25 protein-coding genes and 1 riboswitch are annotated in these 26,642 nt (G+C 64.9%); of the genes, 12 read left to right on the top strand and 13 right to left on the bottom strand.

All coding sequences use genetic code 11. The features are described from left to right. Positions 1 to 42 precede the first annotated feature (42 nt). Positions 43 to 1,467: a lipase maturation factor family protein gene (locus HGO92_RS17440; protein WP_169997092.1), complete on the bottom strand. Its 1,425-nt coding sequence runs from the start codon at positions 1,465 to 1,467 to the stop codon at positions 43 to 45. A gap of 92 nt (positions 1,468 to 1,559) precedes the next feature. On the opposite strand from HGO92_RS17440, the gene HGO92_RS17445 reads away from it, so the two are divergent. Together HGO92_RS17445 and HGO92_RS17450 are read left to right on the top strand one after the other, a co-directional pair. Then, positions 1,560 to 2,099, top strand: a complete 540-nt coding sequence (locus tag HGO92_RS17445; RefSeq protein ID WP_169997094.1) for a methyltransferase family protein — start codon at positions 1,560 to 1,562, stop codon at positions 2,097 to 2,099. A gap of 139 nt (positions 2,100 to 2,238) precedes the next feature. Beyond that, positions 2,239 to 3,960 carry a threonine/serine exporter family protein gene (locus tag HGO92_RS17450; protein ID WP_440915786.1) on the top strand — a complete coding sequence of 574 codons (1,722 nt, stop codon included), beginning with the start codon at positions 2,239 to 2,241 and terminating at the stop codon, positions 3,958 to 3,960. A gap of 38 nt (positions 3,961 to 3,998) precedes the next feature. Here the strand turns inward: HGO92_RS17450 and HGO92_RS17455 are convergent, their stop codons facing one another. Together HGO92_RS17455 and HGO92_RS17460 are read right to left on the bottom strand one after the other, a co-directional pair. Beyond that, positions 3,999 to 4,859: a siderophore-interacting protein gene (locus HGO92_RS17455; protein ID WP_169997096.1), complete on the bottom strand. Its 861-nt coding sequence runs from the start codon at positions 4,857 to 4,859 to the stop codon at positions 3,999 to 4,001. Between the two features lie 93 nt (positions 4,860 to 4,952). After that, the gene (locus HGO92_RS17460) at positions 4,953 to 5,711 is read right to left on the bottom strand and encodes a uracil-DNA glycosylase (RefSeq protein ID WP_169997098.1); all 759 of its coding nucleotides are present in this window, start codon (positions 5,709 to 5,711) and stop codon (positions 4,953 to 4,955) included. A 158-nt stretch (positions 5,712 to 5,869) separates the two neighbouring features. Here HGO92_RS17460 and HGO92_RS17465 point away from each other — a divergent pair, with 158 nt between their 5' ends. From HGO92_RS17465 to HGO92_RS17475, 3 genes are all read left to right on the top strand, one after another. After that, a complete protein-coding gene (locus HGO92_RS17465; RefSeq protein WP_074699753.1) occupies positions 5,870 to 6,178 on the top strand; it encodes a DUF3263 domain-containing protein in 309 nt (102 codons plus the stop codon). 63 nt (positions 6,179 to 6,241) lie between these two features. Next, on the top strand, positions 6,242 to 6,940 hold the full coding sequence (locus HGO92_RS17470) for a LytR C-terminal domain-containing protein (protein WP_169997100.1): 699 nt from the start codon (positions 6,242 to 6,244) through the stop codon (positions 6,938 to 6,940). A 170-nt stretch (positions 6,941 to 7,110) separates the two neighbouring features. Then, the gene (locus HGO92_RS17475; protein ID WP_169997102.1) at positions 7,111 to 7,317 is read left to right on the top strand and encodes a cold-shock protein; all 207 of its coding nucleotides are present in this window, start codon (positions 7,111 to 7,113) and stop codon (positions 7,315 to 7,317) included. Positions 7,318 to 7,424: 107 nt separating this feature from the next. Here the strand turns inward: HGO92_RS17475 and HGO92_RS24310 are convergent, their stop codons facing one another. Then, positions 7,425 to 8,015, bottom strand: a complete 591-nt coding sequence (locus HGO92_RS24310) for a TM2 domain-containing protein (RefSeq protein WP_169997104.1) — start codon at positions 8,013 to 8,015, stop codon at positions 7,425 to 7,427. Positions 8,016 to 8,410: 395 nt separating this feature from the next. Here HGO92_RS24310 and groL point away from each other — a divergent pair, with 395 nt between their 5' ends. Continuing rightward, a complete protein-coding gene (groL, locus tag HGO92_RS17485; protein WP_074699749.1) occupies positions 8,411 to 10,048 on the top strand; it encodes a chaperonin GroEL in 1,638 nt (545 codons plus the stop codon). A 92-nt stretch (positions 10,049 to 10,140) separates the two neighbouring features. Here the strand turns inward: groL and HGO92_RS17490 are convergent, their stop codons facing one another. Next, positions 10,141 to 11,028, bottom strand: coding sequence for a DUF4031 domain-containing protein (locus tag HGO92_RS17490; protein ID WP_169997106.1), 888 nt, complete (start codon positions 11,026 to 11,028; stop codon positions 10,141 to 10,143). Positions 11,029 to 11,079: 51 nt separating this feature from the next. Here HGO92_RS17490 and HGO92_RS17495 point away from each other — a divergent pair, with 51 nt between their 5' ends. Next, positions 11,080 to 12,042, top strand: coding sequence for an RNase H family protein (locus HGO92_RS17495; protein ID WP_169997108.1), 963 nt, complete (start codon positions 11,080 to 11,082; stop codon positions 12,040 to 12,042). A 58-nt stretch (positions 12,043 to 12,100) separates the two neighbouring features. Here HGO92_RS17495 and HGO92_RS17500 read toward each other — a convergent pair whose 3' ends face one another. From HGO92_RS17500 to HGO92_RS17530, 7 genes are all read right to left on the bottom strand, one after another. Further along, a complete protein-coding gene (locus HGO92_RS17500) occupies positions 12,101 to 12,391 on the bottom strand; it encodes a WXG100 family type VII secretion target (RefSeq protein WP_074699746.1) in 291 nt (96 codons plus the stop codon). 183 nt (positions 12,392 to 12,574) lie between these two features. Next, positions 12,575 to 13,981, bottom strand: coding sequence for a sensor histidine kinase (locus HGO92_RS17505; protein WP_169997237.1), 1,407 nt, complete (start codon positions 13,979 to 13,981; stop codon positions 12,575 to 12,577). A gap of 65 nt (positions 13,982 to 14,046) precedes the next feature. Beyond that, positions 14,047 to 14,757, bottom strand: a complete 711-nt coding sequence (locus HGO92_RS17510; protein WP_169997110.1) for a response regulator — start codon at positions 14,755 to 14,757, stop codon at positions 14,047 to 14,049. Positions 14,758 to 14,897: 140 nt separating this feature from the next. Continuing rightward, on the bottom strand, positions 14,898 to 15,731 hold the full coding sequence (locus HGO92_RS17515) for a methyltransferase domain-containing protein (RefSeq protein WP_169997112.1): 834 nt from the start codon (positions 15,729 to 15,731) through the stop codon (positions 14,898 to 14,900). A gap of 63 nt (positions 15,732 to 15,794) precedes the next feature. Beyond that, complete coding sequence (locus tag HGO92_RS17520) at positions 15,795 to 17,444, bottom strand: DNA repair helicase XPB (RefSeq protein ID WP_169997114.1); 1,650 nt, start codon at positions 17,442 to 17,444, stop codon at positions 15,795 to 15,797. Next, positions 17,437 to 20,067: a helicase-associated domain-containing protein gene (locus HGO92_RS17525; protein WP_169997116.1), complete on the bottom strand. Its 2,631-nt coding sequence runs from the start codon at positions 20,065 to 20,067 to the stop codon at positions 17,437 to 17,439. The genes HGO92_RS17520 and HGO92_RS17525 overlap by 8 nt, the downstream gene beginning before the upstream one ends. A gap of 92 nt (positions 20,068 to 20,159) precedes the next feature. Beyond that, positions 20,160 to 20,414, bottom strand: coding sequence for a hypothetical protein (locus HGO92_RS17530; RefSeq protein WP_169997117.1), 255 nt, complete (start codon positions 20,412 to 20,414; stop codon positions 20,160 to 20,162). Positions 20,415 to 20,613: 199 nt separating this feature from the next. On the opposite strand from HGO92_RS17530, the gene HGO92_RS17535 reads away from it, so the two are divergent. The 3 genes from HGO92_RS17535 to HGO92_RS17545 are packed head-to-tail and all read left to right on the top strand — an operon-like array spanning position 20,614 to position 23,060. Continuing rightward, positions 20,614 to 20,997, top strand: coding sequence for a cold shock domain-containing protein (locus tag HGO92_RS17535; protein WP_169997118.1), 384 nt, complete (start codon positions 20,614 to 20,616; stop codon positions 20,995 to 20,997). 50 nt (positions 20,998 to 21,047) lie between these two features. Next, the gene (locus HGO92_RS17540) at positions 21,048 to 21,752 is read left to right on the top strand and encodes a DUF3027 domain-containing protein (protein ID WP_346769001.1); all 705 of its coding nucleotides are present in this window, start codon (positions 21,048 to 21,050) and stop codon (positions 21,750 to 21,752) included. Positions 21,753 to 21,800: 48 nt separating this feature from the next. Then, positions 21,801 to 23,060 carry an MFS transporter gene (locus tag HGO92_RS17545; RefSeq protein ID WP_169997120.1) on the top strand — a complete coding sequence of 420 codons (1,260 nt, stop codon included), beginning with the start codon at positions 21,801 to 21,803 and terminating at the stop codon, positions 23,058 to 23,060. Between the two features lie 126 nt (positions 23,061 to 23,186). On the opposite strand, the gene serC is transcribed toward HGO92_RS17545, so the two are convergent. Continuing rightward, on the bottom strand, positions 23,187 to 24,320 hold the full coding sequence (serC, locus tag HGO92_RS17550) for a phosphoserine transaminase (RefSeq protein WP_169997121.1): 1,134 nt from the start codon (positions 24,318 to 24,320) through the stop codon (positions 23,187 to 23,189). Positions 24,321 to 24,602: 282 nt separating this feature from the next. On the opposite strand from serC, the gene HGO92_RS17555 reads away from it, so the two are divergent. Both HGO92_RS17555 and HGO92_RS17560 read left to right on the top strand, forming a co-directional pair. After that, positions 24,603 to 25,319, top strand: coding sequence for an iron-dependent transcriptional repressor DtxR (locus HGO92_RS17555; protein ID WP_169997122.1), 717 nt, complete (start codon positions 24,603 to 24,605; stop codon positions 25,317 to 25,319). 88 nt (positions 25,320 to 25,407) lie between these two features. Beyond that, positions 25,408 to 25,620: riboswitch (cyclic di-AMP (ydaO/yuaA leader) on the top strand. Between the two features lie 124 nt (positions 25,621 to 25,744). Beyond that, positions 25,745 to 26,422 carry a M23 family metallopeptidase gene (locus HGO92_RS17560; protein WP_346769002.1) on the top strand — a complete coding sequence of 226 codons (678 nt, stop codon included), beginning with the start codon at positions 25,745 to 25,747 and terminating at the stop codon, positions 26,420 to 26,422. The last annotated feature ends 220 nt before the right edge of the window (positions 26,423 to 26,642 follow it).

Raw genomic sequence — 26,642 nt, forward strand, 5'->3', positions numbered from 1 at the left:
AATGCGTTTGCATCATTCGTGGCAACCGCTTGGCACGGGATCTTATTCCGCCCGGGCCGCGGGGTTCTTCATCGGTGCCACGAACATGCCGACCGGCCGCCGGATCCACCACAGCCCGGTGGCCGTCTTTTCCTGCCGGGTGGAGTAGCGGTAGTGGTAGACCAGCGCCCGGACCTGCCGAGGCTGTTCGCCGTCGAACGGATCGATCCTCAGTAGTTTCAGGGTCGCCCGGTCCGCGGCCAGCAGGCGCCGCAGGAACGGAATGAACCAACTGTCGCCGGGAGCCCCGAGGGCCAGGAACCACATCAGCCAATCCAGCCTCAGATGGTAGGGCGCGAACTGCCGCGGCATGCGTCCGGGGTCCCCGGGCTTGCCCTTGAATTCGTATTCCTGCCAGCTGACGCCGTCCGCCGAGCCTTCCACGATGATTTCGTAGCGCTCGCGGGTAATGCTGCCGAAGGCGCCGTAGGCATTGGCCAGGTGCCAGCGGTTGAAGCTGGTATTCATCAGCTGCCGCTTGGAGACCAGATTGCGTGCCGGCCAGAAGCTGAGATAGACCATCAACGCGGTCATGGCCAGGACGACGACGGCGAACCAGATCGGCGTCGGGGCGTAGCCCGGCGTGAGATCCGGACTGCCGGGGAGGACCGCGGCGAGGGCGTCGTCGCTAAGCGCAGCGGCCGCGGGCAGGATGGTCAGCCAGTTCAGCCACGCGAAGTTGCCCGAAACCACCAACCACAACTGGGTGACGATAATGATGGCTGCGGCAATACTGCCCACGGGCTGCGGGAAGAACAGGAAGAACGGGACCACCAGCTGGGCGAAATGGTTCCCGATGACTTCCACCTTGTGCAGCGGCTTGGGCAGATGGTGGAAGTACCTGCTGGCCGGGTTGGGCATCGGCTGCGTCTCGTGGTGGTAGTACAGGGCGGTCAGGTCCCGCCAGACCCGGTCCCCGCGGATCTTGATCATGCCCGCACCGAACTCCAGCCGGAACGTAAGCCACAGGAAAAGCCAGAGCACCGTAACCGGCGGGGCAATCTCATTGGATCCCAGGAACGCGGCCAGGAAGCCGGCTTCGAGCAGGAGCGTCTCCCAGCCGAAGCCGTAGAACGTCTGGCCTACGTTCACGATGGACATGTATAGGGCCCACAGCAGCAGGAAGGCAAGCATCGGCAGCCACGGCGGTCCCAGCTGCGGCAAGCCAACCACCAAGGTTGCGGCCACCGCGGCGCCTGTCCATGCGACCACGAGCAGCAGCTTGTCCGAATAGCGCCAACTGAACAGTGTGGGACCGCGGGCGGCCGAGCGGGCCAGATACCGGGGCACCGGCAACAGCCCGTGCTCGCCGAGCAGGGCACGGAACTGCGCGACGGCGGAGAGGAACGCGATCACGTAGACGGCGGCAATCCCGCGCTGCAGCACCTGCCGCGCGACCTCGAAACCATCGGCGTTCAACCAGTTCATGTACTTCCAACGTTAGGACCGCCGGCAACACTGTCAAGGCTTGCCCGGCCCGAGGGGTTACATCCCCCGTGTCCCCGGGACACAATGAAGGCATGAGGGATGCGGCGCAAGCAGAACACAGGCGGGCCGTCCTCGGAACCGCGGCCTTCGCCGCGGCTCCGGTGGTTGCCGCCGGACTTGTGCCCTGGCTGCTCACCCGCCGGCAGGCCCGGACCCCGGTACCCGGCGGGCTGCCGGCCAGAGCCGCCGGTGCCGTGCTCACCGCCGGAGGCGCCGCCGTCGTTATTGAATCCTTCGTGCGGTTTGCGCGGGAGGGCCTGGGTACGCCCGCGCCCATCGCGCCGACGAAGTACCTGGTGGTCACCGGGCCGTTCCGTTACGTGCGCAACCCGATTTACGTGGCGCTGCTGTCGATGGTCCTCGGCGAGGCGCTGATGCTGGGCCGGCCCAAGCTTCTCGGGTACGGCGCCGTGATGTCCGTTCCCGTGGGGCTTTTTGCCAGGCTGTACGAGGAGCCGGCCTTGGAGCGGCAGTTCGGCGATGAATACCGCCGCTACAAGCGCAACGTGCCAGGTTGGCTCCCGCGGCTGACGCCGTGGCGTGCCGAGGAAAGAAGCGGCATCGAAAGCTAGCCATCCTCCCCGTGGCGGGTGGCGCAGCGGCCGCCGCATGTGATGCGTTTCTCGACGCTTTCACGGCTCGCGGCAACGGCCGTGTGGGAGGATAAAACCGGCCAAAAATTCAGCCCGAAAACGCAGGAACGGAGGGGCAGTGCAGGACAAGGACGGCCAGCAGGATTCAGGTACTCCGATGTCGCCGCGGGTCGGCAGCCTGCCCATCATCAAAATCCCGCGTAAGCCCGCCGAAACGCCGGAAAATGGGGCTGGCGGGGAGACCGGAGAGCGCCCGGATCCGGGGTCGGGGACACCGCCGACGGCGAAGCAGCCGGTTGGCAAGAACGCGCCGCCCAAGCGACCGGGAACCAAGCCCAAGGCCAAGCCGGCGATCCCGAAGAAACCGGTGGCCAAAGAGGCCAAACCGGTTCCGTTCGGCACCGCCCCGCTGCCGATGCCCAAGGGCCAGCAGCGCACCAACGCCGCTGCCCGCCGGATGCTGCGCAAACTGGTGCAGGGCGAGGCGCCCCCTACCGCCCCGATGAGCATTGTTGAACGGCTCGCGGGAAGCCCGTATGCCAACCCCATGATCCAGGCGGCCGGTGTGGATACCTCAGCCCGGCTCACCCTGGACTTTGCGCTGGATCTGGCCGAGACCATGTTCCGCTACGGCGCCGGCGCCTTGGAAGTGGAAACGAGCATCATTGCCGTGACCGCGGCCTTCGGCCTGCGCGAGATCGACGTCGACATCACCAACCAGTCCGTGCTGATCAACTATGCCAAGGCAGATACGGTCCCGCTGACCCTGATGCGCGTGGTGCGCTCCTGGACGAATAACTACGCCGGTTTGTCCCTGGTCCACCAGCTGGTCACGGACATCGTCAACGGGGGTGTGGGGCGGACCGAGGCCAAGGAGCGGCTGCAGGAGATCGCCGCGCGGCCCAAGCCGTTTGCCAAGTGGATGGCCATCGGCGCCGGCGGCGTTTTCGCCGGTTCCATCGTGGCGTTCCTCGGCGGCGGGATCTTCGCGTCGCTGGTGGCGATGCTGTCAACCGTGCTGATGGGTCTGCTGGGCCGCAAGCTGGGCAAATGGCGGGTGCCGGACTTCTTTGTCACCGCAATCGGGTCCTGTCTCGCCACCGCGGTTGCCTTGCTGTTCTGGCAGCTGCAGGTTCCCTTGAGCCCGTCGCTGGTGATCGCGGGCGGGATTCTTTACCTGTTGCCGACCGGCCGCCTCGTCTCCGCGACCCAGGACGCAATTAACGGCTTCCCTGTCACGGCAGCCGGCCGTTTCCTCTCCGCTTTCCTCACCTTTGCCGCTATCGCCTCCGGTGTGGCCGTGGGCCTGGTGGGCGGCGAACTGGTGGGCGTCAGCCTGCCCCAGGTCTTCGTCGAAGGGGAGGGCGAATACCCCTATGTGGTGCGGGCGCTGCTGCTCATGGTGGCCACCATGGCCATCTGTATCACCGAGCAAACCAAGCTCAGCATGCTGGTGCCGACGGCCTTGGTAGGTCTCGTGGCACTGCTGCTCTACGACCTCGTCGTGATGGCGGGGATAGGCGAACGGATAGGTCCGGCACTGGCCGCCGTCCTCATTGGTTTCCTGGGCCGCATTGTCGGCTTGCGGATGGGCTCGCCGCAGCTGGTTGTGGCGGTGCCCGCCATCCTGTTCCTGCTGCCCGGACTGTCGATCTTCCGCGCCACCTACGATCTGACGGTCAACGTGGACGACCCGTTTGTGGGCGTGCTCAACCTCTTCGGTGCGCTGACGGTAATCCTGGCGATTTCCGGCGGCACGGTCCTCGGCGACAACCTGGCACAGCCCTTCACCCGGGACATGGGCTCCAACGAAGGCCGCCGTAGGAACCGCCGCCGCTAACCGATGCGGCCGCTAACTGACACCGCTAGCCACGTTGCCTAGGTGGCCGGGTAGTTCTCCGGAAAGATCTGCCCGACCTCGGTTCGCTTTTCCGCCTGGAACGCGTCCTCAGCCCGGCCGTACGCCCAGTAGCCGGAGATGGAAACCTGCTTGCGGTGCAGTCCACGGTCCTTGAACAGCACGTCGCGGAGCGATTTGATGGCACCGCGCTCGCCGTGGACAAACGCGTCCACTTCACCGGCTGGCCAATCAAGCCTTGCCACCGCATCCCGCAGCAGCGTGGTGGTGCCTGGTACCTGTCCCTGGCGGAGGAGCCAGTGGAACTGGATGCCGGCGGGGGCGTCGAGATCCTGGATGTCGGCTGCGGAATCCACTTCAATGAGGGCATGTCCCGTGGCGTTTGCCGGCAGTGCTTCGATGGCCGCGCCGATGGCAGGCAACGCGGAATCGTCCCCGGCCAGCAGGTACCAATCGGCGTCGGGGTTGGGGGCGTAGGCTCCGCCCGGGCCGGTGAACATAACCCAGTCTCCCGGCTGCGCCTTCAGCGCCCAGGGGCCTGCCAGTCCCTCGTCGCCATGCACAACGAAGTCAATGGCGATTTCCCGAGCGGACTGGTCCACGCTGCGGACCGTGTAGGTGCGGGTGACCGGCAGCTTGTCCGCCGGCAGGGTCTCTTTCAGTTCGGCGACGTCTACCGGGAGCTCCACCCCCAGTTCCGGGTCGAGGAAGAAGATCTTCACGTATTGATCGGTGGCGTCCTTGGCCTCAAACTTTCCGAAGCCCTCACCCCCGGCGAAAACCCGGACCATGTGCTCGGAGAGGCGTTCGGTCCGCAGCACCTGAAGGTTCGTTTGGGGTTTTCGGGGACGGGCGGGGCGGGCTGCAGGCTGGGCAGACATGAAACGGCTCCTGAATACGCAAGGCGTGGGACAGACAGATGGGGTACTACTAAGGACAACCTAACCCACCACCGGTTTTGTTCCCAACCACTATTACAGCGGCAACCGCCAGTCCACCGGGTCCGCTCCTTCCGCCACCAGCAGTTCGTTGATCCGGCTGAAGGGGCGGGAGCCGAAGAAGCCGCGTGAGGCTGACAACGGACTGGGATGCGCAGATTCGATCCGCGGGACCGCGTCCAGCAAGGGTGACAGGTTCTGCGCATCCCTGCCCCACAGGACCACGACCAGCGGACCGCCCCGCGCCACGAGCGACTTGACCGCCAGTTCGGTCAGCTCTTCCCAGCCCTTGCGGCGGTGTGCCCCGGTCTTGCCGGCCTCCACGGTGAGTACCCGGTTGAGCAGCAGCACACCCTGATCCGCCCAGGAAGACAGATCCCCGTGCGGTGCCGGCGGAATGCCCAGGTCAAAGTCCAGCTCCTTGTAAATGTTGGCCAGGCTGCGGGGCAACGGCCGAACACGCCGCTCGACCGCGAAGCAGAGGCCGATCGAATGCCCGGGCGTGGGGTAAGGGTCCTGCCCGACCACAAGGACCTTGATGGCCGAGAGCGGTTGCCGAAAGGCCCGCAGAATATTGGCCGGTGCCGGCAGGATCTCACCGCCCGCGGCACGCCGCTGCTCAAGGTAGGTAGCCAGTTCATGCACGGTTTCTGTAACCGGGGCCAGGACTTCGGCCCACTCGGGGTGCATGACCTCGCCCAATCCGGCCGGTGCGGAGAACGGAAAAGGCTCCCGGGTGTCCACTGCTGACGCGGTGGCCGGAAGCTCAAACAGTGCGCCGTCGTCGTCAGTCATCTTCCTATAATCGCCGATCGCCGCCAGAGCAAGCGAGTCGCGGTCCATCCCGGGTCGCCATGCGCGGCTGCCGCGGCGTGCGCAAATGACAGGCCGGTGATTCGTTACCATGGTGGAGGACAGTTTCCCCTGCAAACAAACGGAAGTGATGGTGTGTCTTGGCTGGTTCCGTCGATGCCAGTGCGTTTTCCCTTGACGCCGAGCTGGATTCATCGAGCCCGCTGAGCGAACGCGACCAGAAAATGCTGGCGCTGGAACGGCAGTGGTGGAAGTACGCGGGCGCCAAGGAACAGGCCATCCGCGAGCTCTTCGACATGTCCGCCACGCACTACTATCAGATCCTCAATGGCCTGATCGATACCGAAGAGGCGCTGGCCCATGATCCGATGCTGGTCAAGCGGCTGCGCAGGCTGCGGACGTCCCGCCAGCGCGCACGGACTGCCCGCCGGCTGGGCACGGACGCCTAGCTCCGGGTCCAACGGTTCGACCGCGCAGATATTTTCGATACAACTAAGGACGCACTCTTAGCGATGACCAAGTATTCCCGGGACGAGTTTGACCAGGTGCCCGAAACTTCAGACCGCCACGGCGTCCACCGGGCCCACATGGCCGCGTCGAAATCCAGCGGACTCGGCCTGATCATCCTGGCCACCGTACTGGCGCTCGCCGTCGGCGTCCTGTCCTTCTTCGTCCTGCCGCTGCTCGGTGCGGGAGGCGCAAGCACGGAATTACAGGCCACGGCAGCGCCCTCGGCGAAGACTGCATCCGCGAGTGCATCCGAGGAACCGGCCGAATCCACGGAGGACGCCAGCGAACCCGCAGTGGACGCAGCCGGCGCAGCCACCGAAGCGGCCGAAGAAGCCTCGGACGAGCCCACTACGAAGCCCGCCAAGGAGCCGACCGAAGAACCCGTCGATGAGGCCGGCGAAGCTGCCGCGGCCGTGAATAAAGCTGATCCAGTGCTGATCTTCAACAGCGTCGGCGTCACCGGACTCGGCGGTACGGTGTCGCAGACGGTCACGTCCGACGGCTGGGCCGTCGGGGTGGTGGATAACTGGCAGGGCACGCCCATGGCCAACTCCGTGATCTTCTACAACCCCGGCCAGGGAGCCAATGCGCAGGCGCTGGGTGAACTCCTGGGCATCAACGACCTGCGCGAGACCGGGCAGGGCGCAGTCTCCGAGTATGTCACCGTGGTACTGGGCCCTGGATTCCAGCAAAACGGCTGATCACAGCCCTGTTTGGCCCGCCTGGACTGCTTTCGCGGCGGCGAAATTACACCTCCATAACATTCTCTCTGCCAGCGCTCACCCGTACTGCAGCATGGGTAGAGTGAGCCCATCTCCGGCGCCGGAAACAGAGGCGGCGGGGCCAGGTCTAGAAAATAATGGAGAACAATATGGCGCAGGGAACCGTCAAATGGTTCAACGCGGAAAAAGGCTACGGCTTTATCACCGTCGATGAAAACGAAGCTGACGTATTTGTGCATTGGTCCGCCATCCAGATGGATGGTTACCGCTCCCTTGAGGAGGGCCAGCGCGTGGAGTTCGAAATCGGGGAAGGGCAAAAGGGGCCGCAGGCCGAGGAAGTGAAGTTCGCTTCCTGATCTTTGCCAAAGTACGACGGCGGCGTGCGGCTATTGATTCAGCCGCACGCCGCCGTCGTATGCAGTTATAAACAGAACCCGCGGCCCTTTCGGCGGGGAGGCTGCTGCTACTCCTTGAGCGGAATGCCCTTGGCGTCGCGGCGGAACATCTCGGCTCCGACCAGGATCATGATGCCTTCAACGAAGCCCCAGACCGCACCGAGGCCGAAGGTGACGATGGTGACCACGATCTGCAGGATCCCGATGCCGACGTAGCCCAGATAGAAGCGGTGGATGCCCAGGCCGCCGAGCAGAATGCCCAGCAAGCCGCCGATCAGGCGGGACTTCTGTTCCGGGTAGCCGGCGTAATACGGCTGGCCCGGCTGGCCATAGGGAGCCTGGCCGTACTGCGGCTGTCCATACGGATTCTGGCCCTGAGGTGGTTGCCCATAGGGGGTCTGCCCCTGCGGTGGCTGGCCGTAAGGCGGTTGATCCTGCTGCGGCTTGCCGTACTGGGGCTGCCCGTACTGAGGCTGGCCCTGTGGTGCTTGGCCGTAGGGAGGCTTCCCTCCGGGCGCCGGCTCACCGGGCATGTTGCCCAGGGGCTGCGTGGGATTTGGGCCCGCGCCCCGCAGCGGCTCGGTGGGATTTTCCCCGCGGGATGGTCCGGGCTGGTCCTGTCCGGCTTTGTCCTGCTTGCCGTCCGGATTTTCCGACATGTTCTTTTCCTTCGGTATGTGATGGTGCTGCGTGACTACCTACAATCTACGGCCCGGCACGGGCCCGGACTATCGGGGCCCACCCTGATCTTGGGGTCAGTGGTGCTCAGGGTGTTACGCGGAGGGTGAAGCGGCCCGACTAATGCCGGCTGCAGCTTGCACTCGACTCTGGTGAGTGCTAATTATTGTGTTAGCACTCTCGCTGGTTGACTGCTAAGCAGTCGGCCGACGGGGGAGAGTGAAAAAATCCAAACCACTGGGGTGAGGGTAGCGGTGCGGCGTAAAGAGATCGCCGTCGTCGTTATCCGTCCGTCGCGGGCATCGCAGTGGTTAGCAGTCCTGGTTTATCCAAGGCTGCGCCCGCTGTCTACTGTCCAGAAGGGACGTATGCCGCCATGGCAAAGATCATTAGCTTTGACGAAGAGGCCCGCCGCGGTCTCGAGCGTGGACTGAACATCCTCGCTGACGCAGTTAAGGTCACGCTCGGCCCGCGTGGTCGCAACGTTGTCCTCGAGAAGAAGTGGGGCGCTCCCACGATCACCAACGATGGTGTTTCCATCGCCAAGGAGATCGAGCTCGACGATCCGTACGAGAAGATCGGCGCAGAGCTCGTCAAGGAAGTTGCCAAGAAGACCGACGACGTCGCCGGTGACGGTACCACCACCGCAACCGTGCTCGCCCAGGCCCTGGTCAAGGAAGGCCTGCGCAACGTTGCCGCCGGTGCCGATCCGCTGAGCCTGAAGCGCGGCATCGAAAAGGCTGTTGACGCCGTCACCGCCGAGCTGATCTCTTCCGCCAAGGAAATCGAGACCAAGGAGCAGATTGCTGCTACCGCCTCGATCTCTGCAGGCGATCCGCAGATCGGTGAACTGATCGCCGAAGCTCTCGACAAGGTCGGCAAGGAAGGCGTTGTCACCGTCGAGGAGTCCAACACCTTTGGCCTCGAGCTCGAGCTCACCGAAGGTATGCGCTTCGACAAGGGCTACATCTCCGGCTACTTCGTCACCGACGCAGAGCGCCAGGAAACGGTCCTCGAAGACCCGTACATCCTGATCGTCAACTCCAAGATCTCCAACGTGAAGGACCTCGTTGCAGTTCTGGAGAAGGTCATGCAGTCCGGCAAGCCGCTGCTGATCATCGCTGAAGACATCGAGGGCGAGGCTCTGGCCACCCTGGTTGTCAACAAGATCCGTGGCACCTTCAAGTCCGTCGCCGTCAAGGCTCCGGGCTTCGGTGACCGCCGCAAGGCTCAGCTGGCTGACATCGCCATCCTGACTGGTGGCCAGGTCATCGCCGAGGAAGTTGGCCTCAAGCTGGAGAACGCAACCCTCGAACTGCTGGGCCAGGCCCGCAAGGTTGTCGTCACCAAGGACGAGACCACCATCGTTGAAGGTGCCGGCGACGCCGAGGAGATCGCAGGCCGCGTTTCCCAGATCCGCGCCGAGATCGACAACTCCGATTCCGACTACGACCGCGAGAAGCTGCAGGAACGTCTGGCCAAGCTGGCCGGCGGCGTTGCAGTCATCAAGGCCGGTGCCGCAACCGAAGTTGAGCTCAAGGAACGCAAGCACCGCATCGAGGACGCTGTCCGCAACGCGAAGGCTGCCGTTGAAGAGGGCATCGTCGCCGGTGGCGGCGTTGCGCTGATCCAGGCCGGCGCCAAGGCGTTCGCCAACCTGAACCTCGAGGGCGACGAAGCAACCGGCGCCAACATCGTCAAGGTTGCCATCGATGCTCCGCTGAAGCAGATTGCGTTCAACGCTGGCCTCGAGCCGGGCGTTGTTGCCGACAAGGTCCGCGGCCTGCCTTCGGGCCACGGCCTGAACGCTGCAACCGGTGTCTACGAAGACCTGCTGGCTGCCGGTGTGAACGATCCGGTCAAGGTGACCCGCTCTGCTCTGCAGAACGCGGCCTCCATCGCCGGCCTGTTCCTCACCACCGAGGCTGTTGTCGCTGACAAGCCCGAGAAGAACGCTCCGGCCATGCCGGGCGGCGACGACATGGGCGGCATGGGCGGTATGGGCGGCTTCTAGGAAGTCCGGCGCAAGCCGCTTCCGGGCCGGTCATCGTCTGACCAGTTCCAACAGGAAGGCACGGTTCCCGATCGGGAGCCGTGCCTTCCCGGTTAAGTCTCGCCCAGTTCGGCGCCCAGGTTCTGCCGGGCCTGGGCCAGCCAGAGCTTGCGAGCGGTTTCCGTCTTGTACAACGGCTCCATGGCCAGCAAGCGGCGGACGACGGCGGCGCGGCCGGCTGCGAAATCAGCGTCACCGACGTGCGCATACTCTTTCCGGACTGCAGCGAGGTAGCGGCGGTAGTCCTCCGGCGGGCTGCCGAGAACCGATAGGTCTGCATCGCACAGCATGGCACCGGACGCGTCTTCATCAGCCGGTGCATGGTGCGCTGTCAGCAGGACCAGACGGACGGTCTCAGCGACCTCCTCAGGTCTGCAGCCGGCGTCGGCCAGCTTCTCGCTTGCCAGTGCCGCGGAATCTTCTTCATCCTTGCCTGCCACCCCGTTGTAAACCGCGTCGTGGAACCACGCTGCCAACCAAACCGCCCGGGACTCCGGTCCTGGCCGCTCGCCATGATCCTGAAGCGTGCGCAGGGCCTCGATGACCGCAAGTAGATGCGTCTGATCGTGGTAGTGCCGGTGGTCCTCGCCCCATCGGGAAATGAGCTCCAGGCCCAGACGTTCCTGCGCGGGAAGCAACGCGTTCCAGCGCTTCAGCAGTACGTGCTCCAGTTTTCCGCGCCTGCGGCGCGCCGGCACCCGCAGTCCGCTGCCGATCAGCCGTCGTACCAGTTCGCCGCCGGAAACGGCTAGGGCACCTCGGGCGACAAGTTCTGCATGCCGCTCTGCCGGGACATCGTAATGGTCCAGGTCGAAGGCCCGGCGGGGAATCCGGGCCGCCGCCGCAAACTCGTGCAGCTGATCCAGCGACGAGTCCGAGACCAGATGTGAAAAATGCGTGCCGTGGGCTGGCCAGAGCGGAGGATCGATAAGAATTGCCACCCTGCCAGCCTATGTCCGTTGGAAGCTTGCCGATCTGAAAAGATGGAGACTATGACGATTACTGCTGCTGCCGACGGTTCGGCCCTCGGCAATCCAGGACCTGCTGGCTGGGCCTGGTACATTGACGAAAATTCCTGGGCAGCGGGAGGCTGGCCGCACGGAACCAACAACCAGGGCGAGCTCATGGCGGTGCTGGATCTGTTCCGTGCCACCGAACACCTGCCGGAAGAGCCCCTGCACATCCTCTGCGACAGCCAGTACGTCATCAACTGCATCACCAAATGGATGCCGGGCTGGAAGCGCAAAGGCTGGCGCAAGGCCGACGGTAAAGCCGTGCTTAACGTGGACCTCCTCAAGCAGATCGACCAGGTCATCAAGGGCCGCAGTTACAAGTTCGAATGGGTGAAGGGCCACGCTGGGCACGACCTGAACGAAGCAGCCGATGTGCGTGCCCGGGCAGTTGCCTCGGCTTTCCAAAACGGATCGGTCATACCCCACGGGCCGGGCTTCCAGGGCCGGGCGGCCTCAGCCGCCGCGGACACTCCCGCCGTCACCCAATCGGCGGTCCGAGTTCCGGAGCCCCACGTATCTCAGCGGACCGAGAGCCCGGAGAGCCTGGAACCGGATCTGTTCTCCGAGCTGGAGGACTTTTCCGCGCCCGACGCACAGGAACCTGTCGAGGAACTGGTGGTCAGGCTGGAACAGGAACTCCTCAGCCCCGGTACACGAGCCGACTTCGGACGTCTTGCTGTGCTCCTGCACCCGGACTTTACCGAGATTGGGCAGTCGGGCCGGATGTGGACCAGGGACGACACGATCAGTGCGCTCCAGGGAGATCCGGAGGCGGAAGCAACCGTGGAGGTCTTCGCCGCTGAACGGCTTGGCGAAGACAGCGTCCTGCTGACATACCGCAGCAGCTCGCGGACCGGCTCGGCTCTGCGCAGCTCACTGTGGCTCCGCGAGGGGGAACAGTGGCGGCTGCGGTTCCATCAGGGAACGCCGGAACAGAGCTAAGCGGCAGCGGCGGCGCGGGGTCCAGTTGGGGGATTCCGGCCCGACTGCAGTACTTGGGTCACGCCATGAACATGCGTGCGTTGGCCTCTTCGGCCTGAGCATACTGCTGTGATGCCTGTGCCAGCGCCGTGTTGATGCTGGCCAAGGACTCTTCAACCTTCAGCTGCGTTGCACGCCAGTCGGTGATCAACTGCTGGAAGTTCGCGGAAGCCGAACCTGTCCACAGCGATTCCAGCTCCCGCAGCCCGGACTGCATGGTGTTCACCTCCGCCTGCAGCCGTCCGATGGTGCCCTGGACCGCCATGCTCTTGGCGTTCAAGGCCTCACTGTCCACATGGAATACAGCCATGATGTTCCCTTCGAAGTAGTTGATCCAACGGATACTTCGAGGCTAGGGAGCGTGCGGAGCGCAGGCGAGGGGCCGGCCAGCGATTGTGGATAACGCAGAGTTCAAGGACCGGAGTGGAGGACGACAACCCTTGTGTCGATTTCGGCTTCCACCGGCCCAGGGGCAACTGTCGCTGCCCTAGGATCAGTTGTATTCGAAGACGCTGCGGTCGTCGTCGGGAGCTGGCTCAAACGGAATCCGGATGGACATGGTGGCCCCGCCGCCTTCCGTGTCCAGCAGTCGCACAGTGCCGTCATGCTGGGCGACCAGCGCAGCGACGATGGCCAGGCCAAGTCCGGTACCGCCGGTCTCGCGGTAGCGTGAGGAATCCGCGCGGTAAAAGCGTTCGAAGACCCTGGCCGCTTCTTCTTCCGATATCCCGGGACCGTGGTCGCGGACCTCGATCACGGAGTCCTTTTTGTCGTCGATGACAGGTTCAACGCCGACGGCTATTTCGATCGGCGATCCCTCAGGCGTGTAGCGGAGTGCGTTGGTCATCAGGTTCGCCACGACCTGACGCAGTCTGCCTTCGTCCCCGACGATGGGTGCAGGCTGGGGCCCTGCACCGTCGAGCCCGATGACCTTGATGTCCCGGTCCGGGGCGCTGGCACGGGCGTCCATTGCAGCATCGTTGCCGAGCAGCAGCAGGTCCAGTGGCTTTGCCTCCAGCGGACGCTGTTCATCCACGCGGGCAAGAGTGAGCAGGTCCTCGACGAGCTGGCCCATCCTGGTAGCCTCGCTTTCGATCCGACCCATGGCCGCGCTGACGTCGTCTTGGGTCTGCAAGGCCCCGTGGCGGTAAAGCTCGGAGAATCCTCGGATGGTTACCAGAGGAGTGCGCAGTTCGTGGGAAGCGTCCGCGACGAATTGCCGCATGCGCTTTTCGGAAGCCGCGCGGCCTGCGAAGGCCGTTTCAATGTGGGCGAGCATAGCGTTGAGCGAACTGGAAAGCTTGCCGATCTCCGTGTTCGGGTTACCCACTTCGACACGGCGGGTCAGATCGCCAGCGGCGATGGCTGCCGCAGTTTTTTCGACTGTGCTCAGGGGTTTAAATGCTCGCGTGATTGCCAACCACGCGATAGTCGAAGCTGCCGCGGTGGCAAAGAGCCCGAGCAGAAGCGCACTAGCTGTAAATCGCTCCACAGTGTCATTCACTTCCTTGTAGGGAAGTGCAATGGCGATGGAACCATCTGCAAGGCCATAAACTTTGTATCGCCAACCGTCGCTATCAGCGGTGGTCCCTGGCGCGTTGAACGAACGCGTTTCGCTTGGCAGGGGCTCTTGAGCGGTAAAAGGCGGGATGATCGGCAGGTCTACAAGCGCAGAGCGTGTCGTTTCTTCGTTTCTCACAGGATGCAGTACGGCAAGAGGCTCACCGTCCTGGTCCATCAAAACGGCGTAGTAGCGGTTGGTTCCTGCATTCGCGCCCCGAATAATCTGGCGGCTGATGGTCTGGGCGTTGTTCTTGATGTCCGTATCCATCTGACTTATCAGATCGTTCCTCAGGGAATGGATCATCAGGGCCGACGTCAGGGCGATGGTAGCGGCCATCAGCACACAGATGATTGCAACCAACTGTGTACGAAGCGAGGCCGACTTCCACCGTTGGATCACGGTCAGCGCTTTTCCGACGTGCGCAGCAGGTACCCCACACCACGCTTGGTTTGAATAAGTGCCGGAGCCTCAGGGTTGGCGTCGATCTTCCGGCGCAGATAGGAGATGTAGGACTCCACGATGGATGCGTCGCCGTTGAAGTCATACTCCCAGACATGATCCAGGATCTGCGCCTTTGACAGCACCCGGTTCGGGTTCAGCATCAAGTAGCGCAGCAGCTTGAACTCGGTGGGGGAGAGGTCGATGACCAGCCCGCCCCGGCGGACCTCGTGGGCGTCGTCGTCGAGTTCCAGGTCGTCAACCTGGATGACGGCGTCGTCTTCGAGCAGCGGCTGGGTCCGGCGCAGCACGGCGCGGATCCGGGCCACCACTTCGTCGAGGCTGAAGGGTTTGGTGACATAGTCGTCGCCGCCGACGGTCAGGCCGGTGACTTTGTCATCGGTGTCGTCGCGGGCCGTGAGGAAGACGACCGGGAAGTGGCGGCCGGCCGCGCGCAACCGGCGGGTCACGGTGAACCCGTCCATGTCCGGCAGCATGACGTCCAGCACCGCCAGGTCAGGGTTGTGTTCCTCCGCGGCAGCGAGGGCGTCCCGGCCGTTTGCCGCGGCAATAACTTCGAACCCGGCAAAGCGCAGGGAGGTTGAAAGCAGTTCCCGAATATTCGGTTCGTCGTCAACTACTAGCAGTTTTGCTTCAGGTTCGTTTTTCTTCACGCTTTTTAGTATGCTCACAGATTCTGGGAGTTGTCTGTACATTTCTTGGGTGCCGGCCCAGTGCCAGCCGTTACCCAGCCGCAAGAAATAACGACGGCGGGGCCTCCTTTTGCACGCACGCAGCCACGGGCATCTGGTTCTCAGGCCTCCTCTCGGCGACTGTAGATTTCCACCGGGGCGAGCGTTCCTTCGCGGATTGCTTGGGCCAAGTGCCCCATCCTGACGGGTCCTTCCGGCCCGAGTACCAGCCGCATGCCGGCCAGCCGAGGATCGTTTTCGGACAGCCGGGCCTGTGCGCGGGACAGGAATTCCAGCGCGAAGCCGTGCCGGTTGCGCTCGCCGGTCACCGTGAAGCCGGCTGCCTCCAGCTCCCGGACATAGTCCTGGGGCGAACGGAGGTAGGACGTTTCGGCGCTCGCCGCCCACGGCAGGGGAAATTGCGGGTCGCCCTCGCCGGTGACCATGATGTCGTAGACGGCGAAGACTGCCCCGCGCCTGAGCACCCGGTGGACTTCGCGGAACAGCGAGTCCTTGTGTGCGACGTTCATGCCGACGTGCATCATGGTTGCCGCGTCGAATTCGCCGTCGCTGAAGGGGAGGTCCAGGCCGCTGGCCTTGGAGAAACTGACCTGGCCGGTCAGACCGCAGCGCCGGGTCAGGGATTGGGCCGTGGTCACAAAGGACGGGGTGAGATCCACACCCTGGACCGTCGCGCCGAAGCGGTGCGCGAACAAACGGGCCGGTCCGCCGATGCCGGAGCCGATGTCCAGCACCCGCATGCCGCTGCTGATCCCGGCGCCGCGGGCCACGTTCTCGGCAGCGTCGGCGCCGCCGACATGGAACTGGTCCACCGCGGCCAGATCATCCGGCTCGAAATGGTCCGGATCGAGGCCGACAGCTGCCATCCCGGCGAGGATGGCATCCTCCAGATCCGGCTTCCCGTAATGCTCGGCGACAACTTGTTCAGCGTCCACGGCGGTCTCCCCACTGGTTTGGATGGCTGAAATTCTACGCCCCGCCGGAGTCCCCGGCCCGGCTCAGCTCCCCGTCTTTCCCACGTCCTTGGCGTCGAGGATGGTGTAGGCGTAGCCCTGTTCCGCAAGGAAGCGCTGGCGTTTGGCGGCGAAGTCCTGGTCCAGCGTGTCCCGCGCCACCACCGTGTAGAACCGCGCGGCCCGGCCGTCCGACTTGGGCCGGAGCAGCCGTCCCAGCCGCTGGGCTTCCTCCTGCCGCGAGCCGAACGAACCGGAAACCTGGATCGCCACCGCGGCCTCGGGCAGATCGATCGAGAAGTTGGCGACCTTGGAAACCACCAGGGTGTGCAGCGAGCCGGAGCGGAACTCGTCGAAGAGCCGCTGGCGCTGCTTCACCGAGGTCTCGCCCTTGATCAGCGGCGCGTCCAGCCGTTCGGCGAGCTCGTCCAGCTGGTCGATGTACTGCCCGATCACCAGCAGTTGCTCGCCCTTATGGTGGGCCACCAGTTGCTCCACCACACCGTTCTTGGTATCGGAAGTCGCGCAGAGGCGGTACTTGTCGGCGTCGTCGGCCATTGCATACGCCACGCGCTCGTCGCGCGGCAGATCCACCCGCACCTCCACGCAGTCCGCCGGGGCAATGTAGCCCTGCGCCTCAATGTCCTTCCACGGGGCGTCGTAGCGCTTGGGACCGATCAGTGAGAACACCTCGCCCTCACGGCCGTCCTCGCGCACCAGCGTCGCCGTGAGCCCGAGCCGCCGCCGCGCCTGCAGATCCGCGGTCATCCGGAAGATCGGCGCCGGCAGCAGGTGGACCTCGTCGTAGATGATCAGGCCCCAGTCGTTGTTGTCCACCAGCTCCAGATGCGGATAAAGCCCGCCGCGGCGCAGCGTGAGCACCTGGTACGTCGCGATGGTTACCGGCCGCACCTCCTTGAGCGAGCCGGAGTATTCGCCGATCTCGTCCTCGGTCAGCGTGGTGCGCTTGAGCAGCTCGTCCTTCCACTGCCGCGCGGAGACCGTGTTGGTCACCAGGATCAGCGTAGTGGTCTGGCTCGTGGCCATCGCCGCGGCGCCCACCAGCGTTTTGCCCGCACCGCAGGGAAGAACGACGACGCCGGAACCGCCGGCCCAGAAGTTCTCCGTAGCCACCTGCTGGTAGGGGCGGAGCTTCCAGCCGTTCTCCACCAGCGCGATCGGATGCGGCGTGCCGTCCACGTAGCCGGCGAGGTCCTCCGCGGGCCAGCCGAGCTTGAGCAGCAACTGCTTGAGCTGGCCGCGCTGCGAGGAATGCACCACGGTGGTCTCGCCGTCGATCCGCGGACCGAGCAGCGGCTGGATCTTCTTGGCGTGCATGACCTCCTCAAGCACCGGGTAGTCATCGGTGCGCAGCACCAGCCCGTGCTGCGGGTCCTTTTCCAGCCGCAGCCGGCCGTACCGGGACATCGTCTCTTCAATATCGATCAGCAGCGCATGCGGCACGGGAAAGCGCGAATACTCCAGCAACGTGTCCAGCACCTGCTCGGCATCCAGCCCGGCCGCGCGCGCATTCCACAGGCCCAGCGGCGTGATCCGGTAGCTGTGCATATGCTCCGGCGCGCGCTCGAGTTCGGCGAAGGCCGCGATAGCGTGGCGCGCCTCGGTGGCCTGCTCGTGGTCCACCTCCAGCAGGATGGTCTTGTCGCTCTGGACGATCAGCGGCCCGTCAGCCATCGGTGGTGCTCCTCTTCTTGCCGCCGGCCTCATCGACCAGCTCGATGTCCATCACGCGGTGGATCGAGACCACGCGCTCGCTGTCGCGCTCGGCGTCGAAGACCCGCAGCCGCCCGCCGCCCACGGAAAGCGGCTGCAGGACCTCGTGCCGGTGGGCCCCGTTGGGTTCCACAATTCCGATCCGCACCGGCCGCTTGAGCCGGATCGCCTTGCGGAGGGTCTCCAAGGCCAGCAGCGGTTCGGCCTCGGCGCCGGCGGCGGACTTGGCCGGCGTGCCTGCTCCGCGCAACCGGTCCAGCTGGGCCTGCAGGTCTTCGTCCGTGAGCACCCAGGGATTGGTCCGGACCGGGAACGACGACGGCGCGCTGCCGGCTACCCGGCCAACCCCGCCGGAGTCGGAGGTACTTCCCGCGGCGTCTTCCACGCCGCCGGCGCCACCCGCAGCGGCGAGGGCAACGCCGTCGTCGTCCTTGTCGGGTGCGGGGGAGTAGCCGAGCCCGCGCAGGGTGTGCAGCAGTTCGCGGGCGCTCGACTTCGACGCCAGCACCGTGGGCGCCAGCCTGCGCAGCCCCAGCAACGCGGCCCGCGGATCCGCCAGCAACGCGTCGAGGAGTTCAGGGTCGTCGCCGCGCAGGTAGGAGGACATGGTGCCCACCCGGACGGCGCCGTGCCGGGCGGCGGTGTCTTCGACCAGGTAGCGCAGGGGTTGCGGCACCTCGGTGGCCGAGTGGCGGGTCAGGAACTCAAGGATGCCCTCGGCGTCCTGCCCCGCATCCAAGGCCCGGCGGACGGAATCCGCGGAGAACCGGTAGATGGCGGCGGGCCCCTGCCCCTCGGCGGTGGACAGCAGCGCCAGTTCGCGGTTCACCGCCGGCTCCAGGTAGCCCGGGGCTACGGCCGTCAGATCCGCCTGCAGCAGGAAATGGCTCAGCGGTTCCGGCAGTTGGCGATCGAGTAACTCCGCGGCCTCCTCCGGCTCGCCGGCCGCCAGCGCGACGCCCAGCTCGGTCAACGCGCCGGAGCCGAGCAGGCCCAGCCGCGCGGCCTCGACCAGCATGCCCGGCACCAAACGCTCAAACCGGCGACGGAGCCGCGGCTGGTGCCAGCAGAGGTAATCGGTCACCAGGGACTCCGCCGGGACCGCCATCGATGTGCCGTCGCCAACCGGGAGGGAGAGTTCGGCGAGGGCATCAAGCAAACGACGGCGGACGGCAGGGGCATCGGGACGCGACGCTTCCGCGGCGAGGGCATTAATGCCGGACTTCGCCGCGTCGGGCCGGGAGCCAGGCTGGGCGGGGGACCCCACGAGCGCGGGCGCACGGTCGAGCGCCAGCCACGCCGTGGCCAGCAGCAGCCACTGATGGTGACGGGCGAACCCGGCGTAAGCGCCGGCGTCGTTGGTCTTCCACTTGCTGGTGTCCACGTCCAAGGTGAGCAGCCCGGCCGCGGCCGCCAACTCAAGCAACCAGCTCACCTCGCCGGTGTCCACGCGCAGCTCGTCCGCCAGCCGCTTGATTTCCCGCACGCCGACACCACCGGCGCGCAGCGTCGCCACCGGAGTCGCGTCCGTGAGCACCAGGAGCTCGGAAACCAGCCGCAAGGTCTCGGCGACGGCGGAATAGGCGGCGTTGTCGCGCAGGCTGGCCCGGACCGTCCGCGCTGTCCCCGTTGCGGACCTTGGGGACCCTGCGGACCCCGCGGCTTCCCCGTCCGCCCCGGCGAACCCGGGGGCCGAGGTTGCCCAGGGGTTGATCACGGCTCCGCCGCGGGCCGCGATCCCGGCAGCGCGCGGCAGCTCAACGTGGCTTGCATCCACCGGCACCAGCAGACCGCGGGCGAGCATCCACTCCACCGGCGAGGCCCCGGCATCGTGCACTTCAAGGTTCCGGAGCGCCTGCGGGACCGTCCCCACCGGGGAGCGGCGGAACCGCTCCAGCAGCTCGCCGGTCTTGGCCGGCGCCTCGTCCAGGAGCGACTCCCAGGTGCCAGACGCGGAGAGCCAGGATTCCAAGGCGCGGGCAGCAACGGAAGCCTTGTCTGCCGGAGGCAGCTCCGCAAGCCCGTCGGCACCGGCGAGCGGGTAGCCGGCGGCCCTGAGGGCAACGACGACGGCGACCATCCGTTCGCCCGCCTCGGCGCTGGCGGCGGCGAGTTTCGCATAGGTACGGCCCAAACCGGCAGGATACGGACCGAGCACATCCGGAAGGCTGGCAACGGGGAGGAACCCCGCCTGCCGGTCCGCTCCGGCCGGAACGGGTACCAGCAGGCCCAGCGTATGCAGCTTGGCGAGGTAGGCGTCCAACTCCTGCACGGTGGTGTTGCCTGGCTGCTGCACGAGGTTGTCCGGCGCAGCGACGAGCAGCGGTTGGAGTGCCTCCGCGTCAATGCCGGTGCCGGCGTCGATGTCGGTGGTCAGGACGATCGTTTCGAGCAGGTCCAATTCCGGCCGGGAAAGTTTCTCCAGTGCCCGCTGCAGACTGATTCTGGTGCAAGCCCTGGCGGCCAGGGCGGAAAAATCCGGAACCGGAGGCAGGCACAAATCCGGGCGGGCGCTCAGCAGCGCCCGCAGCTGGCTGTCGCTGCGGGCAGCCAAATCATCGGCCAACGCACGGATGGAGGACATCAGATTAACGTTACCCCGCCCGGCAAGCCCCGAAGCCGGCGGGAAGGCACCGGTATCAGCGCCGGAGCGGGTTGGACCGACGTAACTTCCCGTTAGAGGCTGCGCCGGCGCCTGATGCTGCGCAGGATCAGGAAACCCATCAAGAGGAACGCCACCGGGAAACCCATCCAGGCGATGGCAAGGAAACCGGGCCAGGCTTCGTGCCCGAAGAGGGCGCTGACCAGGATCACGGTCAGGCTGGCAAGTCCCGCGAGGGATAGGACAGCGGCGATACTCACCAAGGCGATCAGCAGCCTGCTCGTCTCCGGGCGGGCCGCGGAACTGGACGACGGAACAGGGGCGGACATGCAGATAACGCTAACAGCGGACATGTTGCCGGCAAAGTCCGGGTCGGCTGTCGGAACAAGCTAATCTAGATAGAGACTTCCCCGTCTATGGTTACCGTACAGCCAGCACAGATCGCTGGTACCGGAACCTGCACGGGACATGAAAAGCGCAGCAGCGGGCGATTACCCTGCAATGGAATCGTAGAACGAGGTAACTGAAGTGCCCATCGGCAAGGTCAAATGGTTTGACACGGAAAAAGGTTTTGGATTCCTGGCCACGGATGAGGGCCAGGAAGTCTTCCTGCACGCCTCCGCGCTTCCGGCCGGTGTCACCGACGTCAAAGCCGGCACCCGTATGGAGTTCGGCGTGGCCGAGGGACGCCGGGGAGCGCAGGCCCTTTCGGCCCGCATCATCGATGCCAAGCCGTCCGTCGCGAAGGCTGTCCGGAAGCCGGCGGAAGACATGGCCATCATCACCGAGGACCTCATCAAGCTGCTCGACGGCATCTCCAACGGGCTCCGCAAGGGCCGCTATCCCGACAAGGCACACTCGGCCAAGGTCGCTGCCGTGCTGCGCCACGTCGCGGATCAGCTGGACGTCTGAGCCGGCGGGGTCCATACATGAGCAGCGCTGAGACAGAAACGGAATCTGCAGTGGAACCGACAGTAGACACCGCCGCGGAAAGCACTGCTCCGGTACGACGCCGGCCCGCTGCCAAGCGGCCAGCCAAGCTGGATGCACTGCTGGCCGCTGCCGTGGACCGAGCCCGTCAGGGCGTGCTTGAAATGGCTCCGGCAGAACAGGTCGGCGACCACGTGGGCGTGGTGGCTGAGGCCGAGCGACTGGTAGTCCACCGGTTCGAATCCAAACTCCCCGGCTACGTCGGCTGGCAGTGGTTCGCCTCGCTGGCGCGCGCACCGCGGAGTAAAGAGATCACGGTCTGCGAAATCGGACTGCTGCCCTCGGAGAAGTCGTTGCTGTCACCGGACTGGGTTCCGTGGGCCGAGCGGGTCCGTCCGGAAGAGGCCGCCGCGGAAGCGGAGAGCCTCGCGGACGAAAACAGGGCAGAAGAAAACAACGGCGGCGAAAACAACGACGGCGCCGGCCAGACCTTGGACCAAGCCGCGAACGACGTCGATGGCGCCACCGAAGCTGGGCAGCCAGACGAAGCTGCCGCTCCGGCGATGGTCGAGACCGCTGACCATGCAGCGGCCGACCCGGATCCCTCGGCTGAGGAAGCTACCTCGCAAGCCGGCCCAGCTGAGGCTAACGCGGAGGCAGCTGAGGCCCGTCCGGAAACAGGCGAGTCCGACCTCGAAGCGCCTGAGACGCACCGGCATCCGGAGGCATCCGCCTAACCCACCCGCGGCCACATGAATCTGCGGCAGAAAGGAGCGCCTGTATAGATGTTCCGTTCGCTGCAGTTCTTCAACTACCGCATCTGGTTTGTGGGGGCGATCGTCTCCAACATCGGCACCTGGATGCAGCGGACCGCTCAGGACTGGCTGGTTTACGACATCCTGACCAAGCAGGACGCTGCAGCCATGGGCATCGTCATGGCGCTCCAGCTTGGCCCGCAGTTGCTCATGGCACCGTGGTCGGGACTGATCGCGGACAGCTTCAACCGGCGCCACCTGCTCATGATCACCCAGGTTTCCATGGCGCTGCTGGGCCTCGGGCTGGGTCTCATGGTGATCACAGGCGTTGTGGAGCTCTGGCACGTCTACGCCTTCGCCCTGGCCTTGGGCATGGTGTCCTCCGTGGACGCCCCGGCCCGGCAGACCTTTGTCTCGGAGCTCGTGCGCGATGAATTCCTGCCCAACGCCGTCGCGCTGAACAGCACCTCCTTCAACCTAGCCCGCATGGTGGGACCGGCCGTCTCGGGCGTGCTCACGGTCGCCGTCGGACCTGGTTGGGTTTTCCTCATCAACGCGGCCACGTTCGGGGCGATGATCGCAGCTCTGCTGGTGATCCGCGGCAGCGAATTGCGCCCGCTGCCCAAGGCAGGCAAAGGCAAGGGCAGAATCCGCGAGGGATTCCGCTATGTGCGCCGCCGGCCGGACCTGATGATCGTCATGACGGCGATCTTCATTATCGGAACCTTCGGGCTGAACTTCGCCATCTATATTGCGGCCATGGCCCGGACCGAATTCGGCGGGCACGCCGGCGACTTTGGCTTGCTGTCGTCCGTCATGGCCATCGGCTCGGTCATGGGATCGCTGCTCGCCGCACGCCGTGACCGGCCCCGGCTGCGGTTCATTTTCGGGGCCGCGGCAGCCTTCGCGGTCTCCTGCACAGCAGCAGCCCTGGCGCCTAACACCTGGTTGTTCGGCCTGGCCCTCGTGCCCATCGGGGTCTCAGCGCTGACCATCATGACCAGCGCGAACGCCTACGTGCAGACCAATACGGACCAAGTGATGCGTGGACGCGTGATGGCCTTGTACATGGCAATCTTCATGGGCGGAACCCCGATCGGCGCGCCCATCGTCGGCGCCGTGACCGATGCGTTCGGGCCACGATGGGGCCTGGGCGTGGGCGCGCTTGCCGGGCTGGCCGCGGCGCTGGTGGGCTTCATCTGGGCATGGCGCGCCAAGCAGATGCGTTTCCAGTACGACCGCACTGCCAAACGGAAGCTGCGCATTACTTATCTGCAGCAACGGCCGTAGGCTGCCGGAGCCGTGGCGCGGGCTGGGTCTACCCGGCCCGGAGCATGCAGCACCGCACAAACAAGGAGGCACCCTGGAAAACCAGGGTGCCTCCTTGTTGCAGTTGGCGGTTGCAGTTGGCGGGAGTCAGCCGTTCAGCTGCTCGATCACGTAGTCCACGCAGTTGAGCAGGGCGCTGACGTCTTCCGGCTCGATCGCGACGAAGGTGGCGATACGCAGTTGGTTGCGGCCAAGCTTGCGGTACGGCTCAACATCCACCACGCCGTTTGCCCGCAGGACCTTGGCGACGGCGGCGGCGTCGATCGAATCAACGAAGTCCACCGTGGCAATGACGTTTGAACGGTGGTCGGGATTAACCACATACGGCGTGGCGACGGCGGATGCCTCGGCCCAGCTGTAGACGCGCCCGGCGGAATCGGCGGTGCGGTTGGCGGCGAACTCCAAGCCGCCGTTGTTGTTGAGCCACTCGATCTGGTTGTTCAGGGTCACCAGGGTGGTCAGGGCCGGCGTGTTGTAGGTCTGGTTCTTCAGCGAGTTGTCGATCGCTGTCTGCAGGTTCAGGAAGTCCGGGACCCAGCGGTCGGTGGCGCCGATCTTTTCGGCCCGCTCCAGCGCTGCAGGGGAGAACATGCCCAGCCAGATGCCGCCGTCGGACGCGAAGTTTTTCTGCGGGGAGAAGTAGTAGACATCGCTCTCGGAGACGTCAACATGCAGCCCGCCCGCGGCGGAGGTGGCGTCTACGAGGACCAGCGACCCTTCGTCCGCTCCGGCCACACGCTTGACCGGAGCGGCAACGCCCGTGGAGGTTTCGTTCTGCGCCCAGGCGTAGACATCGACCCCGGCTTCCGCCTTCGGGCTGGGCAGGGAACCGGTCTCGGCCGTAATGATGGAGGATTCGGCCAGGAAGGGGGCTTTGTTCGTGGCCGCGGCAAACTTGGAGCTGAATTCACCGAATGAGAGGTGCTGTGCCTTGTTCTCGACCAGACCGAAAGTTGCGACGTCCCAGAAAGCAGTGGCCCCGCCGAGGCCGAGGATAACTTCGTAGCCCTCGGGGGCCTGGAAGAACGTCTGAAGGCCCTCGCGCACGCTGCCCACAAGGTTCTTGACCGGTGCCTGGCGGTGGGAGGTGCCCAGCAGATCCCGGCCGGCCGCCACAACAGCGTCGATCTGTTCGGAGCGGATCTTGGACGGTCCGGCACCGAAGCGACCGTCCTGGGGGAGCAGGTCTGCGGGAATGCTTATTGACTGGTTGTCGCTCATAAGGGCTTCTTCCTGGCGGGCTTACGGTGATCTTTAGACAGTTCGCCATTGAACCTCCACACATTCTGTCGCAGGCATCCGGCTGTCCGATAGTTGAGACGCGCATATTTCGCATAATGGACGTGTGACGCTGCGCGTTCCGTACTCTGTCGTGTGTCTGGTGCAAACACGGGGATTATCGGGCCCTGCGGCAAACAAGATAACCTTAGTTGGGGGACCACGACGCCGGTGCGTCGGCTTTCGGATCTATCCCGCCACCTGCGCTGAGGAGCAAGAATTCCAGTGACTGATCTCATCGACACAACCGAGATGTACCTTCGGACCATTCTCGAGCTGGAAGAAGAGAACATCGTTGCCCTGCGGGCCCGCATTGCGGAGCGCCTGCGCCATTCCGGACCTACCGTTTCCCAGACCGTGGGACGGATGGAGCGTGACGGTCTGGTTGTTGTCTCCGGCGACCGGCACCTGGAACTTACGGAGAATGGCCGGCGCCGCGCCACCGAGGTGATGCGCAAGCACCGGCTGGCCGAACGCCTCCTGGCAGACGTCATCGGTCTGGACTGGGCTTATGTCCACGACGAAGCGTGCCGGTGGGAGCATGTGATGAGCGAGCGTGTGGAGCAGCGCCTCTATGAACTGCTGGGCAGACCTACTGTGTCGCCTTACGGGAATCCCATCCCGGGACTCGAGGCCCTCGGTGGACAGCCGGCCGAGCAGTTCATCAACGGTGTTGTTAACCTCACAGAAGCGATGCGAACATACCAGGCGTCGGACACCGTGACCATTATCCGGCTGGCCGAGCCGATCCAGGTGGAGCCGGAGCTGCTTCTGCAGCTTGACGAGGGAGGCCTGAAACCCGGGGCCAAGCTGCAGCTGGAGACCGTTGGCGAATACATTTCAGTACGTGTCCCAGGCATCGAGGGCGCCCTCGAGCTGCCGCCGGAGGTGGCTGGCCACATCTTTGTGGCGTTCGATTCCGTCCCAGCTGGAAACGCTTAACCGGATTGTCCACAGGGTGGATAACCGAATTATCACTCTGAAGGGTTTCCCTTTATAGTTGTTGCTTGACGCCGATGCATTGGCGTTACCTGATCCGTAGCCGAACCCTGTCAGCGGATCAGAGACCCGCATTGACAGGGGCGGAGGACCCACCATCGGCAGCCCACCCAGCTGCCTAGGGGTGAAGCCACGCTTGATGTCGGTACCAGCTGCTTATTGCGCTGATGCCGCACGTCTTGTGGCCGAGTTATCTCTTACTCGAATCCGACAGCTAACTTCGCAGGCTTATAGGAGAGGGAAGACTTTTGTCAGAACAAAGAGCCACGGGACGGCGTCGTTCGGCCGCCCCGGCAGGTAGGTCGCGGCCGCGTTCAGGAAGTACCGGCCGTCGACGCGCCGAAGCTGCTCCGTCGCCCGCTGCTGCAGTGGTCCGCGGTGCAGGCCACAAGGCCGCCATCGTGGCAACCGCCTCCGGCATGGCACTTACGGTCCTGCTGCCCACCACTGCAGGTGCCTCAGCGTCCGGCGAACCGGCCGTTGATGCGGCAGCGGCCGAAGTCGCTGCCGTGGCTGCGGCGCCCGTAACCGCGGCAGCGGAAGTTGATCTGCACTTTCAGCGTGCCGGCCTGACGAGCAATTTCGATCCGGACACCAAGCTCGAACAGGTCATGGTGGCATCCGGCAGCGATGCCAAGGCCGTCAGCAGTGAGGGCACCCTGTCCCAGCCGATGGACATGGAGAGCATGAAGATGACCTCCCCGTTCGGTATGCGGGTTAATCCCGTGACCGGATATGCCGGTGAAATGCATACCGGCCAGGACTACGGCGCAGCCTGCGGCTCGCCGGTGTACTCCGCCGCCGGCGGCACGGTTAAGGAAGCCGGTTGGTTCGGCGGCTACGGCAACCGCGTAGTGGTGGACCACGGCAACGGCCTGGAGACCACCTACAACCACCTGACAAGCATCAGCGCCAAGATCGGCGACACCGTCAGCCGTGGGGATTTGTTGGCCCAAAGCGGTACGACCGGTAATTCCACCGGCTGTCACCTCCACTTTGAGGTAGTTGTCAATGGCGACATGGTCGACCCCAAGGGCTGGCTGTAACCAAAGGCACACCATTCCGTGACCGGAATGTGACTTGGACGATGAAACGTTATAGTGTCGAACCCGTGCCGAAAACCGATAGAGGTTTGGCACCTCCGGGTGGATTGCCTAGCTCTGCCACTTCCCGGGGTCCGTTCGCAACGATTTCGCATGGCAGAGGCGGGGGAACCAACTTCCGGGCTTCTTAGGAGGCCCTTGGGGTTAAGTTGTGGATGTTCTT

Origin of the sequence: Crystallibacter degradans, assembly GCF_012952295.1 — a bacterium.
Taxonomy (GTDB): domain Bacteria; phylum Actinomycetota; class Actinomycetes; order Actinomycetales; family Micrococcaceae; genus Crystallibacter; species Crystallibacter degradans.